At 59.2% G+C, this 14,981-nt stretch carries 11 protein-coding genes and 1 pseudogene; 9 read left to right on the top strand and 3 right to left on the bottom strand.

The genetic code is table 11. The annotated features are described in order from the left end of the window. Positions 1-36 precede the first annotated feature (36 nt). The 8 genes from hutI (at position 37) to mdoH (ending at position 10,538) form a co-directional block, all read left to right on the top strand. Complete coding sequence (gene hutI / locus MA884_RS05490) at positions 37-1,239, top strand: imidazolonepropionase (protein WP_256229434.1); 1,203 nt, start codon at positions 37-39, stop codon at positions 1,237-1,239. A gap of 11 nt (positions 1,240-1,250) precedes the next feature. After that, complete coding sequence (hutG, locus tag MA884_RS05485) at positions 1,251-2,054, top strand: N-formylglutamate deformylase (protein WP_256229433.1); 804 nt, start codon at positions 1,251-1,253, stop codon at positions 2,052-2,054. Between the two features lie 260 nt (positions 2,055-2,314). After that, positions 2,315-3,262 (top strand): choline ABC transporter substrate-binding protein, encoded by a 948-nt coding sequence (locus tag MA884_RS05480; RefSeq protein ID WP_256229432.1) that lies wholly within the window; start codon positions 2,315-2,317, stop codon positions 3,260-3,262. 198 nt (positions 3,263-3,460) lie between these two features. After that, positions 3,461-4,375 carry an alpha/beta hydrolase gene (locus tag MA884_RS05475; RefSeq protein WP_256229431.1) on the top strand — a complete coding sequence of 305 codons (915 nt, stop codon included), beginning with the start codon at positions 3,461-3,463 and terminating at the stop codon, positions 4,373-4,375. Between the two features lie 105 nt (positions 4,376-4,480). Further along, positions 4,481-5,452, top strand: a complete 972-nt coding sequence (pip, locus tag MA884_RS05470) for a prolyl aminopeptidase (RefSeq protein WP_092401505.1) — start codon at positions 4,481-4,483, stop codon at positions 5,450-5,452. Beyond that, positions 5,449-5,886, top strand: a complete 438-nt coding sequence (gene dtd, locus MA884_RS05465; RefSeq protein WP_256229430.1) for a D-aminoacyl-tRNA deacylase — start codon at positions 5,449-5,451, stop codon at positions 5,884-5,886. The genes pip and dtd overlap by 4 nt, the downstream gene beginning before the upstream one ends. A 349-nt stretch (positions 5,887-6,235) precedes the next feature. After that, positions 6,236-7,975 carry a glucan biosynthesis protein G gene (locus tag MA884_RS05460; protein ID WP_256229429.1) on the top strand — a complete coding sequence of 580 codons (1,740 nt, stop codon included), beginning with the start codon at positions 6,236-6,238 and terminating at the stop codon, positions 7,973-7,975. Then, positions 7,968-10,538: a glucans biosynthesis glucosyltransferase MdoH gene (gene mdoH, locus MA884_RS05455; protein ID WP_256229428.1), complete on the top strand. Its 2,571-nt coding sequence runs from the start codon at positions 7,968-7,970 to the stop codon at positions 10,536-10,538. The genes MA884_RS05460 and mdoH overlap by 8 nt, the downstream gene beginning before the upstream one ends. A gap of 94 nt (positions 10,539-10,632) precedes the next feature. Here mdoH and MA884_RS05450 read toward each other — a convergent pair whose 3' ends face one another. Beyond that, a complete protein-coding gene (locus MA884_RS05450) occupies positions 10,633-11,556 on the bottom strand; it encodes a hypothetical protein (protein ID WP_256229427.1) in 924 nt (307 codons plus the stop codon). Positions 11,557-11,986: 430 nt separating this feature from the next. On the opposite strand from MA884_RS05450, the gene MA884_RS05445 reads away from it, so the two are divergent. Further along, positions 11,987-13,135 (top strand): hypothetical protein, encoded by a 1,149-nt coding sequence (locus MA884_RS05445; protein ID WP_256229425.1) that lies wholly within the window; start codon positions 11,987-11,989, stop codon positions 13,133-13,135. A gap of 125 nt (positions 13,136-13,260) precedes the next feature. Here the strand turns inward: MA884_RS05445 and MA884_RS05440 are convergent, their stop codons facing one another. Continuing rightward, a complete protein-coding gene (locus MA884_RS05440) occupies positions 13,261-13,602 on the bottom strand; it encodes a DUF6124 family protein (RefSeq protein WP_256229424.1) in 342 nt (113 codons plus the stop codon). A gap of 1,240 nt (positions 13,603-14,842) precedes the next feature. Further along, positions 14,843-14,909, bottom strand: a pseudogene (locus tag MA884_RS27980) (helix-turn-helix domain-containing protein); the annotation flags it as partial. Positions 14,910-14,981 lie beyond the last annotated feature (72 nt).

Here is a 14,981-nt window from a genome sequence, read left to right as displayed (position 1 = left end):
TCGCGATTCGATCTTCAATAATTCGAGGAAACCGGGATGAAAACTCTCTGGCAAAACTGCCACGCCGCCACCATGGCCCAGGGCGTCTACTCGATCATCGAAGACGCCGCCATCGTCACCCACGGCGAGCTCATTGAATGGATCGGCCCGCGTACCGCGCTGCCGGCCGGTGACTACCCGGCCGTCAACGACCTCAAGGGTGCCTGGGTCACTCCGGGGCTGATCGACTGTCACACCCACACGGTGTTCGGTGGCAACCGCAGCGGTGAATTCGAACAGCGCCTGCAGGGTGTCAGCTACGCCGAAATCGCAGCGGCCGGCGGGGGCATCGCCAGCACCGTGCGTGCTACCCGGGCCGCCAGCGAAGATGAACTGTTCAGCAGCGCCGCCCAACGCCTGAAAAGCCTGATGCGCGATGGCGTAACCACGGTGGAAATCAAGTCCGGCTACGGCCTTGACCTGGCCAGCGAACGCAAGATCCTGCGGGTCATCCGTCGTCTCGGTGAGCAACTGCCGGTCAGCGTGCGCAGCACGTGCCTGGCGGCTCACGCCTTGCCGCCGGAATACACTGATCGCGCCGATGACTACATCGAGCACATCTGCACCGAGATGCTCCCGGCGCTGGCCGCCGAAGGGCTGGTGGATGCGGTGGATGCATTTTGCGAGTACCTGGCGTTTTCCCCGGCGCAGGTCGAGCGGGTGTTTATCACTGCCCAACAACTGGGCCTGCCGGTGAAGCTGCACGCCGAACAATTGTCGTCGCTGCACGGTTCAAGCCTGGCGGCCCGTTATCAGGCGCTGTCGGCCGATCATCTGGAGTTCATGACCGAGGACGACGCCAGGGCCATGGCCGAATCCGGCACGGTGGCGGTGCTGCTGCCGGGGGCATTTTATTTCCTGCGCGAAACCCAGCTGCCGCCCATGGACGCCCTGCGCAAACATGGTGTGAAGATCGCCGTCGCCAGCGACCTCAACCCCGGCACCTCGCCGGCGCTGTCGTTGCGCTTGATGTTGAACATGGCCTGCACCTGCTTTCGCATGACCCCTGAAGAAGCCCTGGCCGGGGCGACGATTCATGCGGCCAGAGCCCTGGGCATGGCCGCTACCCACGGTTCGCTGGAGGCCGGCAAGGTGGCGGATTTTGTCGCCTGGCAGATCGACCGCCCGGCCGACCTGTCGTACTGGCTCGGTGGCGATCTGGAAAAACGCGTCGTGCGTCACGGCGTCGAAATCGATTAAGGAGAACGGTTGTGGAGAAGGTCCTGAATTTCAAGCAAGGGCGCGTGCCGCTGTTGATCAGCATGCCTCACGGCGGCCTGCGCCTGACGCCGGCGGTGAAGGCCGGCTTGATCCCCGAGGCGCAAAGCCTGCCGGACACCGACTGGCATATTCCTAAGCTCTACGAATTCGCCGCCGAACTGGGGGCCAGTACCCTGGCCGCTGAATATTCACGGTTCGTGATTGATCTGAACCGGCCCGACGATGACAAGCCGATGTACGTCGGTGCCACCACCGGTTTGTATCCTTCGATCCTGTTCGATGGCGTACCGTTGTTTCGCCAGGGGCTGGAGCCGTCCGCCGCGCAGCGGACGACTTATTTGCAGCAGATCTGGGCGCCTTACCACCAGGCCCTGCGACAGGAACTGGCGCGGCTCAAGGCCGAATTCGGCTATGCCTTGCTGTTCGACGCCCACTCGATCCGTTCGGTAATCCCACACCTGTTCGACGGCAAGTTGCCGGACTTCAACCTGGGCACTTTCAACGGCGCCAGTTGCGCCCCGACGCTAGCCAGCCAGCTCGAAGCCATCTGCGCTCGCCACGGTGAGTTCACCCATGTGCTCAACGGGCGCTTCAAGGGCGGACACATCACCCGGCACTACGGCAACCCGGCCGAGCACATCCACGCGGTGCAACTGGAGCTGTGCCAAAGCACCTACATGGAAGAGTTCGAACCGTTCAACTACCGCGCGGATCTGGCGGTGCCGACCCAAGTGGTGCTCAAGGAATTGCTGGAAGGCTTGTTGGCGTGGGGGCGGCAGGCCTACAAACAATAATCTGTGGTGAGGCAGCTTTTGTGGCGAGGGAGCTTGCTCCCGCTCGAGTGCGTAGCGCTCGCAAAATTTTGGGGCCGCTGCGCAGCCCAGCGGGAGCAAGCTCCCTCGCCACAACAGCCTTCATTGCAACAACCTGTCGCCACCGTGCAAAACCGGGTCGCCACAGTTCACCTTTCTCCCCTCGACGCTGCGTAATGTTTCGGGCACGGTGCAGCAAGACACCGGCCTACAATAATCCGCTGCCGCACGAGACCTTCCCGATGAAAAGACTGTTCAAACGCTGGCTGTCGATCTTCTGCGGTAGCGCAATACTCAGCACCGGGGTGATGGCCGCAGAGCCTGCGTCCTGCCAGACCGTACGCATGGGCGTGGTCAACTGGACCGACGTGATCGCCACCAGTGGCATGGCTGACGTGTTGCTCACGGGCCTGGGCTATGAAAGCAAACAGACCAGCGCCGTGCAGCAGATCATCTTCGCCGGCATCCGCGACAAGCGCCTCGATATTTTCCTGGGCTACTGGAAACCGGCGATGGACAACAACATCGCGCCGTTCCTGGCGGCCAACCAGGTGAGGGTCCTGGACCAGCCGAGCCTGGCCGATGCCCAGGCCACGCTGGCGGTGCCGGACTATGTGGCCGCAGCCGGCCTCAAGACTTTCGCTGACATCGCCCGATTCAAGGAGCAGCTCGGCGGCAAAATCTATGGCATCGAGCCGGGGAGCGGCGCCAACACCACCATCAAGACCATGATTGAAACCAATCACTTCGGTCTCAAGGACTTCAAACTGATCGAGTCCGGTGAGGCCGGGATGCTGGCCGCTGTGCAGCGGGCGGTGAATCGCAAGGAGTTCGTGGTGTTCGTCGGTTGGACACCGCACCCGATGAACATCAATATGAACATCACCTACCTGACGGGCAGCGAAGACGTCTACGGCCCGAACGAAGGCGCCGCAACCGTCTCCACCGTGACCGCGCCGGACTACGCCCAGCGTTGTCCGAACGTGAACCGCTTGCTGGAAAACCTCACCTTCACCGCCGCCCAGGAAAGCCAGTTGATGGTGCCGATCATGGCGCGCCAGACACCCCAGGACGTCGCCCGGCAATGGCTGCGTGAGCATCCCGAGGATCTTCAGCGCTGGCTCGTCGGGGTGACCAGTTTTGACGGCAAGGATGGCGTGGCGGCGGTGCAGGCCAGTCTCAAAAACTGAGCTGCCTGGCTGTGGCGGGGTGATTTATCTGTGGCGGGATGATTTATCCGTGGTGGGATGATTTATCTGGGTGGAGTGATTTATCTGTGGGAGCAAGGCTTGCCCGCGATAGCGATGGGTCAGTCGACATCACTATCGGATGCACCACCGCCATCGCGGGCAAGCCTTGCTCCCACATTTTAATAGTTGGTGTTCTTCATGGCCTCATATCCACTCTCTGAACAGATGTCAGCCTTCATCGACAAAACCCTGAGCTTCAACAGCCCGGACGACAGCCTCGCCGGTTGGCGCCAGGCCTACAGCCAAATGTGCCGGGCGCTCACCCCGGCATGCCCGCCGACGTTGGTCATCGAGGATCTGGAGCTGGCCGGCGTGGCCGTACGGGCCTATCACCCGCGGCGTGCCGCGCCGCTCGCAGGCTGGCCATGCATCTTTTATTTGCACGGTGGTGGTTGGGTCGTGGGCGATCTGGACTCCCACGACTTCATCTGCATGGAACTGGCCGCGACCCTCGGCGTGCTGGTGCTGGCGGTGGATTATCGACTGGCGCCGGAGCATCCATTCCCCGCCGGTTTCGAAGACTGCCTCGCCGTGTGGCGACATTTGGCGGCCGCCCCTTTTGCCATCGACCCACGTCGCCGGGTGGTGGCCGGTGACAGCGCCGGAGGCAATCTCGCCGCCGCCTTATGCCTGGCCTTGCGCGATGCCGGGCAAGCGCTACCGCGGGCGCAGGTGCTGATTTACCCCGCCCTCGGTGGCTCCGCGCATCTGCCTTCACGCCACGAATGTGCCGACGCGCCGCTGCTGAGCAGCAGCGAGCTGGAGGGGTACAGCGCGCTCTACCTGCGCGGCGTGCAACCGACCTGCTACGCCATGCCGTTGCTCGCCGATGACCTGGGCGGCCTGTCACCAGCGTTGGTTGTCGTGGCGCAATGGGACCCGTTGCGCGATGACGGTGTCCTTTATAGCGAGCGGCTGAACATCGCCGGGGTGAGCGCTTCCTTGTATGTCGGCGAGGGCCTGATCCATGGCTGCCTGCGGGGCCGAGGCATGGTGCCGGAGGTCGATCAGATGTATCGCACACTGCTGGCTTATCTGGCTGACACGCTTTGACTGCGCAGGGGACATGCTCATTCGGGTAATTCGGGTTTATGATGCCGGACGGCAGATTAAATAGAAGTCCCCCCAGGGATGACTCGACCCCTTACGGAGCGCGCAATGCAGACTTTGTACCCGCAGATCAAACCTCATGCCCGGCACGATCTGGCTGTCGATGACACCCACACGCTCTATGTCGATGAAAGCGGTTCCCCGGAAGGGCTGCCTGTGGTGTTCATTCACGGCGGCCCGGGTGCCGGTTGCGATGCCCAGAGCCGCCGCTATTTCGATCCGAACCTGTACCGCATCGTCACCTTCGACCAGCGCGGCTGTGGTCGTTCCACCCCTCATGCCAGCCTTGAAAACAACACCACCTGGGATCTGGTCGAAGACCTGGAGCGCATCCGCAAACATCTGGGCATCGAAAAGTGGGTGCTGTTTGGCGGCTCCTGGGGCTCGACCCTGGCCTTGGCTTACGCCCAGACCCATCCCGAGCGGGTACATGGCCTGATTCTGCGTGGGATCTTTCTCTGCCGTCCGCAGGAAATCGAGTGGTTCTACCAGGCCGGTGCCAGTCGCCTGTTCCCCGATTACTGGCAGGACTACATCGCGCCGATCCCCCTGGACGAACGCGACGACCTGCTCGGTGCCTTCCACAAACGCCTGACGGGTAATGACCAGATCGCCCAGATGCACGCGGCCAAGGCCTGGTCGACCTGGGAAGGCCGTACCGCGACCCTGCGCCCGAACCCGCTGGTGGTCGATCGCTTCTCCGAGCCGCAGCGTGCGTTGTCGATTGCCCGGATCGAGTGCCATTACTTCACCAACAATGCTTTCCTCGAACCCAATCAGTTGATCCGTGACATGGGCAAGATCGCCCATCTGCCGGGCGTCATCGTGCACGGCCGCTACGACGTGATCTGCCCGCTGGACAATGCCTGGGAGCTGCACCAGAACTGGCCCAACAGTGAATTGCAGGTGATCCGCGACGCCGGTCACGCCGCTTCGGAGCCAGGTATCACCGACGCTTTGGTGCGCGCCGCCGCTCAAATGGCCCGGCGCCTGCTTGATTTACCGCCTGAAGAAGCATGAAGGGCTTGTTGCAACGGGTCCGCGGCGCCCGTGTCGAAGTCGCGGGGGAAATCGTTGGCGCGGTGGATCAGGGCCTGCTGGTGCTGGTGGCGGTCGAGCCCGAGGATACCCAGGCCAGTGCCGACAAACTGCTGCACAAATTGTTGAACTATCGAGTATTCAGCGACGCCGAAGGCAAGATGAACCTGTCCCTGACGGATGTCGGCGGCGGCCTGTTGCTGGTGTCGCAGTTCACGCTGGCGGCGGACACCAAAAGCGGCTTGCGCCCAAGCTTTTCGACAGCTGCGCCTCCGGCCCTGGGCGAATCGTTATTCAGCTATTTGGTAAGCCAGGCGAAACAGGTGCATGGCACTGTGGCATCAGGTAGATTCGGCGCCGACATGCAGGTGCATCTGGTCAACGACGGCCCGGTAACCTTCCTGTTACAGGTCTGAAAGCGTTTGAAACATCTTTTCGGTCCTGTTTCGAGGCAAAACAGGGAGTTTTCTCGATAAATACTTTGTTACCCCTGATGCGTTGTCACGCGGGCTACTAGATAATCGCGCGCTACGGGGGACCAGCGTTCGTTGGTCCATTTGACTTAGGTAGAGACTTGTCCTGGGCCGTTTGGGGAATCATTTTGTCCCATCGGAGTCGGAACAATGCTCGCCAACTTGGCAAGAGTGGCCTGCAGGTGCGGTTTTCAATGCCGTTACCGTGCAGATACTTTATCTGGCCGTTGGTTTTTTGATCTGTTTTCGGCGAGGGTTGCTCGTGATTGTTAGTCCCTGTAATGCACCAAAAATGACTGCCAAACGGTTTAGAAACGCTCTGGTAGCGGGCTCGGCCCTGCTGTGCCTGTTTGGCGCGGGCCAACTGTGGGCATTCAGCCTGGATGATGTATCGGCGAAGGCTCAAGAACTGGCCGGGCAAAAATTCGAAGCCCCGCGCAGCAATCTGCCGAACGAATTCCGCGAAATGAAATTCGCTGACTATCAAAAAATCCGTTTCCGCACCGAAAAAGCCGAGTGGGCCGATCAGAAGACACCGTTCAGGCTGTCCTTCTATCACCAGGGCATGCATTTCGATACGCCGGTGAAGATCAACGAGATCACCGCGACCACCGTCGATGAAATCAAGTATGACCCGACGCGCTTCGATTTCGGTGACGTCAAGTTCGACCCCAAGTCCACTGAAAAACTGGGCTACGCCGGTTTTCGCGTGCTGTACCCGATCAACAAGGCCGACAAGCAAGACGAAATCATGACCATGCTGGGCGCGAGCTATTTCCGCGTCATCGGCAAGGGCCAGGTTTATGGCTTGTCCGCCCGTGGCCTGGCCATCGATACCGCCCTGCCATCCGGTGAGGAATTCCCGCGCTTTCGCGAGTTCTGGATCCAGCGTCCGAGGCCGACCGACAAGCACCTGGTGATCTTCGCCCTGCTGGATTCGCCACGGGCTACCGGCGCCTATCGCATGATTCTGCGTCCGGGCACCGACACCGTCGTCGACGTGAAGTCGCGCGTGTTCCTGCGAGATCGCGTAACCAAGCTGGGCATTGCTCCGTTGACCAGCATGTTCCTGTTCGGCGCCAACCAGCCGTCCAAGATCCTGAACTACCGTCGAGAGCTGCACGATTCCAGCGGCCTGTCGATCCATGCCGGCAACGGCGAGTGGATCTGGCGCCCGTTGAACAACCCGAAACACCTGGCCGTGAGCAACTTCTCGGTGGAGAACCCGCGTGGTTTCGGCCTGCTGCAACGCGGTCGTGACTTCAGCCACTACGAAGACCTCGATGACCGCTATGACAAGCGTCCAAGTGCCTGGATCGAACCGAAAGGCGATTGGGGCAAGGGCTCGGTCGATCTGGTTGAAATTCCGACCGCCGACGAAACCAACGACAACATCGTGGCGTTCTGGAGCCCGGAAAAGCTGCCTGAGCCAGGTCAGCCGCTGGACTTCGCCTACCGTCTGCACTGGACCCTCGACGAAGCCAACCTGCATTCGCCGGACAGCGCCTGGGTCAAGCAGACCCTGCGTTCGACCGGTGACGTGAAGCAGTCCAACCTGATCCGTCAGCCGGACGGCAGCGTGGCTTATCTGGTGGATTTCGAGGGGCCTTCCCTGCAAGCGTTGCCGGAAGACGCGGAAGTGCGTAGTCAGGTGAGCGTCGGCGAAAACGGCGAGATCGTCGAGAATAATGTGCGTTACAACCCTGAAACCAAGGGCTGGCGCCTGACCTTGCGGCTGAAGATCAAAGACCCGAAACAGTCCACTGAATTGCGCGCCGCGCTGGTCCGTCCACTGGTTCCGGTTGAAGCTCCAGCCGCGTCCCATGCGGTGACCACCACCCTTGCCAAGGCTGACAAGGTCGCCAGGCAGCAGAGCGATAAGGAAACCGCGAAAGAAAAAGAGCAGGAAAAAGAAGCCAAGGCCGATAACGCGTCCACTGCCGCTGAGTCGACCCCAACCCCGCAGGAACCGGAACCGACTGAACAAGTCCTGACCGAGACCTGGAGCTATCAGTTGCCCGCCGATGAGTAATACTCCAGTACGGCCAGAGACGCTCAGCGAGTATCTGGCCCATTTGCCGATGACCGACGCGCAGCGTGCCGAGCTGGCGGGCTGCAAGTCGTTCAGCCAGTTGCACGAGCGCCTTTCGTCTTCGACCTTCGATGCACCCACCGAGGCGGCGCAAGCCTCGGTGGGCCGTCGGCTGACCCTGAGCACCGCCGAAGAACTCAAGGACGCCGAAATGCTGGCGCTCGATGCCAGCGGTCGTGTCTGTCTCAAAGCCACGCCGCCGATTCGTCGGACCAAGGTTGTCCCGGAGCCGTGGCGCACCAACATCCTGGTGCGCGCCTGGCGTCGCCTCACAGGGCGCACCAACCCGCCGAAGCCGCCCAAGGATGAGCGCGTGCTGCCACACGCACGCTGGCGCACCGTGGGTTCGATCCGTCGCTATATCCTGCTGATCCTGATGCTTGGCCAGACCATCGTCGCCGGCTGGTACATGAAGGGCATCATGCCGTATCAGGGCTGGTCGTTGGTGGACCTGGACGAAGTCCTGCACCAGCCGCTGTTGCAGACCGCCACCCAGGTACTGCCCTATGCATTGCAGACCAGCATCCTGATTCTGTTCGGGATCCTGTTCTGCTGGGTATCGGCCGGTTTCTGGACGGCGCTGATGGGGTTTCTCGAGTTGCTCACCGGGCACGACAAGTACCGCATCTCCGGTGCCAGTGCCGGCAACGAGCCGATTCCCAAGGACGCCCGCACCGCGTTGGTGATGCCGATCTGCAACGAGGACGTGCCGCGAGTGTTCGCCGGTTTGCGCGCCACGTTCGAGTCGGTTGCGGCCACCGGGGACCTGGACCGTTTCGACTTCTTCGTACTCAGCGACAGTAACGAAACCGATATCTGTGTCGCCGAGCAGCAAGCCTGGCTGGATGTTTGCCGTGAAGCCGCAGGCTTTGGCAAGATTTTCTATCGCCGCCGTCGTCGTCGCGTCAAGCGCAAGAGCGGTAACCTCGACGACTTCTGCCGTCGCTGGGGCAGCGACTACAAGTACATGGTCGTGCTCGACGCCGACAGCGTGATGAGCGGCGAGTGCCTGACCAGCCTGGTGCGCCTGATGGAAGCCACCCCGGATGCCGGCATCATCCAGACCGCGCCACGCGCCTCGGGCATGGACACGCTGTATGCGCGCATGCAGCAATTCGCCACTCGGGTGTATGGCCCGCTGTTCACCGCCGGCCTGCACTTCTGGCAGTTGGGGGAATCCCACTACTGGGGCCACAACGCGATCATCCGCATGAAGCCGTTCATTGAGCACTGTGCCCTGGCGCCATTGCCCGGTAAAGGGGCGTTCGCTGGTGCCATCCTGTCCCACGACTTCGTCGAAGCCGCGCTGATGCGTCGTGCCGGCTGGGGCGTCTGGATTGCCTACGACTTGCCGGGCAGCTATGAAGAGTTGCCGCCGAACCTGCTGGACGAACTCAAGCGTGACCGTCGCTGGTGTCACGGTAACCTGATGAACTTCCGGCTGTTCCTGGTCAAGGGCATGCATCCGGTGCACCGCGCGGTATTCCTGACCGGTGTGATGTCCTATCTGTCGGCGCCGCTGTGGTTCTTCTTCCTGGTGCTATCCACCGCGCTGCTGGCGGTGAACACGCTGATGGAGCCGCAGTACTTCCTCGAGCCACGCCAGCTGTACCCGTTGTGGCCGCAGTGGCATCCGGAAAAAGCCATCGCGCTGTTCTCCACTACCATCGTGTTGCTGTTCCTGCCCAAGCTGCTGAGCATCATCCTGATCTGGGCCAAGGGCGCGAAAGAGTTTGGTGGCAAGTTCAAGGTGACGATGTCGATGCTGCTGGAGATGCTGTTCTCCATGCTGCTGGCGCCGGTGCGGATGATTTTCCACACCCGCTTCGTGCTTGCCGCCTTCCTGGGCTGGGCCGCGACCTGGAATTCGCCCAAGCGTGATGACGACTCCACGCCCTGGAGCGAAGCCTTCAAGCGCCACGGCCCGCAAACCCTGTTGGGCTTCCTCTGGGCCTTGTTGGTGATCTGGCTGAACCCGAGCTTTTTGTGGTGGCTGGTGCCGATCGTCGGTTCGCTGATGCTGTCGATTCCGGTATCGGTGATCTCCAGCCGTGTGGGCCTGGGCTTGAAGTCTCGCGACGAGAGCCTGTTCCTGATCCCCGAGGAATACGCGCCGCCACAGGAACTGCTGTCGACCGACCAGTACACCCATGAAAACCGTTGGCATGCGCTGAACGACGGTTTCATCCGGGCAGTGGTCGATCCGCAACAGAACGCCCTGGCCTTTGCACTGGCCACATCGCGTCACGGCCAGGCCGAGCCGATTGAATGGCTGCGAATCGAACGGGTTCGCCACGCCCTCACGGTTGGCCCGGCGGGCCTGAACAACAGCGAGCGACTGGCGCTGCTGAGCGATCCGGTGACCCTGTCCCGCCTGCATGAGCAGGTCTGGAGCGAGGGGCATACCGAATGGCTGGCGGCGTGGCGTGCATCGGTCAAGGCCGATCCTCACGCTCCGCTACTGCCGCTTCAGCCCATGAGCGCACAGCCTCAACTGGCCTGATACGCAAAAAGCCCCGCTTCTGAAAGGAAGCGGGGCTTTTTGTTGGGCTAAGGATCTGTACCTGGGACTTCCGGATGTCGAGCGACTAGCGTTATTAAACAACTGGAGTGACTTTGGCGTCTGGACTGAGGAAGTCAATGTGAAAGCCGCTGGAGCCATCCCCGATAGCTAAATGGACACCGTTGATTCCCTCATTCATTTGGGAGTTCACCTTGTAATCTATGAAGGCTGCTATTTCTTCGTTGACGCCGATGGCGAATTCGGTCAGTCCAAGTCCTCGAACTCCAGCAGCTAATTTCAAAGTTTCGATATGTTCCTCGTTGTCGGCTTGTAAAGACGTCACCTTGTTTTCCACGACTGTTAGCCATCCTCCCGCCTTGGCTATCGAATCTGATAACAGCTCAAGCCTGACCCGAATGTTTTTAGGCAGTTGTGGGTTGGCTTTTCTTAATACAGTTAAGATTCCGGAAATTTTAAGTTTTCCGCTCAAACAGAACGGGCAGCGTTCGTGGATATTCATGTGGGCATAGTGCACTTCGAAGAATTCGGCTGCTGAGTGTATGAAATTCCCTGAAATGTCCTCCTCTATCAAAGCGTAGGGTTCTGCTTGGCGGTTGAGTGTGACTTTTCCGAAAGTGCCTTCGCCTGATAGGAGGAATGAGTCATGGGAATTAAGCATGTTTAAAAAGAAACGCTGTCTTTCTAATGCTCTTCTGAAGTCGCTGTTAAGCAGTAAGTGCAAACTGTAGTTCGCGCTACTGAAAGACGGATCGAAGACCTGTGCTGCGCAGAAAACGCTCTTTTTGAATGGGGTGGCCTTGGCAATCTCCAGCGTGAGCTTGGCCGCGTTGTTGCTGAACGAGAAAATTATGCTATTTCGAGGGGGAGTACTGATTTCGTGAATGTGCGCTGTGTTTAATCCTTGATGACTGCATTCATCAAGGAATTCTTGTGAGTCTGCAATGACCCAGAATTCTTCCTCTCCAAAAAGTGTGTGGATACTGGTCATGGATGACATGGATTGCTCCTGAATGGGCGGACGGCATATACAATGCCGCCCGCTGGTTAGCGGAAGTTAGTCCTCCGTGTAGGCCCACGCCAATGGAGCCCATCCAAAGTTTTCCGGACCCGAGGTCAGGCGACTCAGTTTCTCTGATGTGTCTATTTGCTGTTCCATATTAATCCTCCTTTTTGTTGGGAACCCCTTTGTTGAACAGGGGGTTGTATTAACTCAAGTGTTTCTAAGATTTGGAATGGTTTTTTTAGAGGTTTTTAGAATGGATTGTGCTGTTTTTTGTTTCTTGGCTGCGAGGAGATTATTTGTGTGGGAAGTGTCTGTAGCGGTTTTCTGAAATTTGAGTAAATGACTCTCTGACATTGTTTGGGTGGTCTAGTGTTGATAGGTTTTATTGCTGTTCGTTTGAGGTTTTAAACTAAGGGGATCGGAAATGGCAGGTACAAAAAAATATTTGTCTGATGCAGCTCTCCAGCAGGCGCTGTCCGTCACAGACCTGACGGAAACACATACGGCCGTCCACGCGGTTCGGCTGATGGTTAATGAGATTGTCGAGGGATTGATCCGTAGCGGCTGGCCTCGGGCACGTATTCAGACAGGCCCGCGTATCGTGTCTGCTGAAGAAAACTATGGGCTGCTAGGCTACGACCCGGCAGAGATCACCTTGGGCAGTGAACACACACGCTGGGTGAGCGAAGATTCGCTATTGCGCACGCAAACCACCAGCCAGATTCCCGCCGCCCTTCAACGGGCTGCTCAAGAGCGCAAGACGGGGGAGATGATCCTGCTCGCCGCTCCGGGCATCACATTTCGCCGCGACAGTCGGGATAGATGGCATTGTGCCGAACCGCATCAAATGGATATTTGGGTTCTGGGCGATCCAGAGCTTTCAGGTCGCGAGCATCTGTTGCGTCTGGTCGGCGATATTCTCGGCGCCGCGGTACCCGATAAGCCTTGGGTCTACAGCGACAGCCCGCATCACTACACCGAGGGCGGAATCGAAGTGAATGTACTGAACGACGGCGCCAATGTTGAAGTACTCGAATGTGGCCTCATCGCCACTTCGCTGCTGCGGCGTTTAAACATTGATCCTCGGCGCCATGGTGGACTGGCGTTGGGAATGGGCCTGGATCGGCTGACGATGCTACGCAAAGGCATTCCAGATATCCGTTTGTTGCGTGACGCTAACGAACGGGTGCAGGCCCAAATGCAAGACCTGCGGCCATGGAACGCTGTTTCGCGTTTGCCTTCGATTTCTCGAGATATTTCGGTGGCGGTGTCTCCTGGATTGAGTGAGGAGGTGCTGACTGAGAGGATGCTGCAGGCGGCCGGGGACTGTTCTGGCTGGATCGAGGAAATGCAGATCAAAGGACGTTGGGTTTCGTCTGAATTGCCGCCCCAAGCTATTGAGCGACTCGGTCTTCTGTCCGATCAGGAGAATGTTCTACTGCGGGTCGTACTGCGTGATTGTTCTCGGTCAATAACGACTGTGGAGGCCAATGCTTTGTATGAAAAGATTCAGTCGGCGTTACACGAAGGTGCCCCGGGAGCAGGCTACCGAATGGACTTGACGGTGCGTTAATGCACTCGCCACTTGTGCTGGTTCCGTTTCCCAGATAAATCAAAATCGCCCCGCTTCTGAAAGAACGCGGGGCTATTTGTTGGGTAGGTTTTTATCTGTGGTCCTGAATGTTGTGGCGATGTTGGTCAGTGCTGCGGGTTGATGCGATCCAACATCCGGTTTGCCAATAACCTGCTCAGCTCGATCAGTTGCTGAATGCCGAAGGCGACATGGCGTCGAGAGCCTTTCAGGTCGAATGCAAGGTCGCTGATCATGGCGTCGGCTGAGGCCAGGTTTTCGCTGAGGTTGGCCAGCAGGCTTTCGGTGTCGATGCCGTCGACGACGGTGAAGAGCTGGTCTGGCGACGGTTTATTCTCGGATTTGGCCTGTTTGGGGTTCAGGTAGTAATCGAGCGTGCGATCAGTGGCTTCCTGGAGTTTCCTGGGGTCGGTTTCTGGTTCTGGTGGGTTGGGTGTGACCTTGTACATGGTTGACGCTCCTTGATTGATGGAGCCGCCAGACATCGCTGCTAAACGAAAAGGGTGGCGGCAGTACGCGGGTTAGCAGACCAGGAATCAAGGAACCCGGCGCACCGAAGTGCCCCACGCACAGCCGCCATAACGCGGGCCTGCGTGCCTTGATATTGTGCCGAGCTGCTAAACCCGATCGCTGAACTGACAGCGACCTGCAAACATTAGAACCCAGGCCCAAGGCGCACAAGCCGGCGGATTCTCGCGTAGTTGTAGGCAATGGCGCAAGGCTGCGTAGCCTTGGGATGACGGATTGTGGGGCGCAGGTATTTTTGTATGTATATCCGTTATTTAGGTAACGGCTGCTGACGGTTCCGCTCTTACAGCGGCTCACTTTTGAGAAGCCGGAATGCCGGCCCAGGCACAAGTAAGCAAAACGCTTTATGCCCCACCACTCGGCACCTCGCTCAGGCTCGGTGTGCCCTCACTCCGGCATTGCTCCGTGGGCCCGCCGCGCAATGCCTGCGTTCGGCCAGCGTGGTTAACGGGGCGCCCCAGATCAACGTCCACCGCGAGGCCTGATAGCCGACCTGGTTCTCCGGCCCGTACACCCGTCTGATCTGTGGGAGCAAAGCTTGCTCGCGAGGCGGCCTGACAGCCGGCCTGGCTCTCACGATCGTACCCCAATCCAATTGTGGGGGCGGGCTTGCTCGCGAAGGCGGCGGCACATTTAGCATTGATGTGAGCTGGCCCACCGCCATCGCGAGCAAGCTTTGCTCCCACAGGACTGGCGGTGGGCACTGATCTTATAAACGACCGAGACTAATGTGGGAGCGAGCCTGCTCGCGAAGGGGTCAGTACATGCAACATCTTCATCGACGGTGATATCGTCATCGCGAGCAAGCTTTGCTCCCACAGGATTGGCGGTGGGCACGGATCTTATAAACGACCGAGACTAATGTGGGAGTGAGCCTGCTCGCGAAGGGGTCAGTACATGCAACATCTTCATCGACGGTGATATCGTCATCGCGAGCAAGCTTTGCTCCCACAGGATTGGCGGTGTGCACGGATCTATAAACGGCCGAAACTAATGTGGGAGCGAGCCTGCTCGCGATGAGGCCGGCATCTCCAACATCTTCATCGACGGTGACTCCGCCTTCGCGAGCAAGCCCGCTCCCACAGGAGGAACGCGGTCCCCATCAATAACCAGGTTGGCTATCAGGCCGCCTCGCGATGGACGTTGATCTGGGGCTGTGCTTTTTGGACAGGTAATCAGCGATGAACATCACTTTAAGGTCCATAGGTTTCAGCTCTCTCCAAGGCATGGTCAGATCCTCGCGAAATCGACCATGCCAGTTAAAAACTGTTACCTATGTGCGTGAACTGATTTGTAACCC

Origin of the sequence: Pseudomonas sp. Q11 (assembly GCF_024494355.1) — a bacterium.
Taxonomy (GTDB): domain Bacteria; phylum Pseudomonadota; class Gammaproteobacteria; order Pseudomonadales; family Pseudomonadaceae; genus Aquipseudomonas; species Aquipseudomonas hefeiensis.
The sequence above is the reverse complement of the archived record's forward strand: the minus strand, read 5'-3'. Positions and strand labels throughout refer to the sequence as shown.

What these genes read in the sequence shown, in the direction of transcription:
- hutI (WP_256229434.1), top strand. Translation starts at nt 37, where the DNA reads ATGAAAACTCTCTGGCAAAACTGCCACGCCGCCACCATGGCCCAGGGC.
- MA884_RS05480 (WP_256229432.1), top strand. Translation starts at nt 2,315, where the DNA reads ATGAAAAGACTGTTCAAACGCTGGCTGTCGATCTTCTGCGGTAGCGCA.
- MA884_RS05475 (WP_256229431.1), top strand. Translation starts at nt 3,461, where the DNA reads ATGGCCTCATATCCACTCTCTGAACAGATGTCAGCCTTCATCGACAAA.
- pip (WP_092401505.1), top strand. Translation starts at nt 4,481, where the DNA reads ATGCAGACTTTGTACCCGCAGATCAAACCTCATGCCCGGCACGATCTG.
- dtd (WP_256229430.1), top strand. Translation starts at nt 5,449, where the DNA reads ATGAAGGGCTTGTTGCAACGGGTCCGCGGCGCCCGTGTCGAAGTCGCG.
- MA884_RS05460 (WP_256229429.1), top strand. Translation starts at nt 6,236, where the DNA reads ATGACTGCCAAACGGTTTAGAAACGCTCTGGTAGCGGGCTCGGCCCTG.
- mdoH (WP_256229428.1), top strand. Translation starts at nt 7,968, where the DNA reads ATGAGTAATACTCCAGTACGGCCAGAGACGCTCAGCGAGTATCTGGCC.
- MA884_RS05450 (WP_256229427.1), bottom strand. Translation starts at nt 11,556, where the DNA reads ATGTCATCCATGACCAGTATCCACACACTTTTTGGAGAGGAAGAATTC.
- MA884_RS05445 (WP_256229425.1), top strand. Translation starts at nt 11,987, where the DNA reads ATGGCAGGTACAAAAAAATATTTGTCTGATGCAGCTCTCCAGCAGGCG.
- MA884_RS05440 (WP_256229424.1), bottom strand. Translation starts at nt 13,602, where the DNA reads ATGTACAAGGTCACACCCAACCCACCAGAACCAGAAACCGACCCCAGG.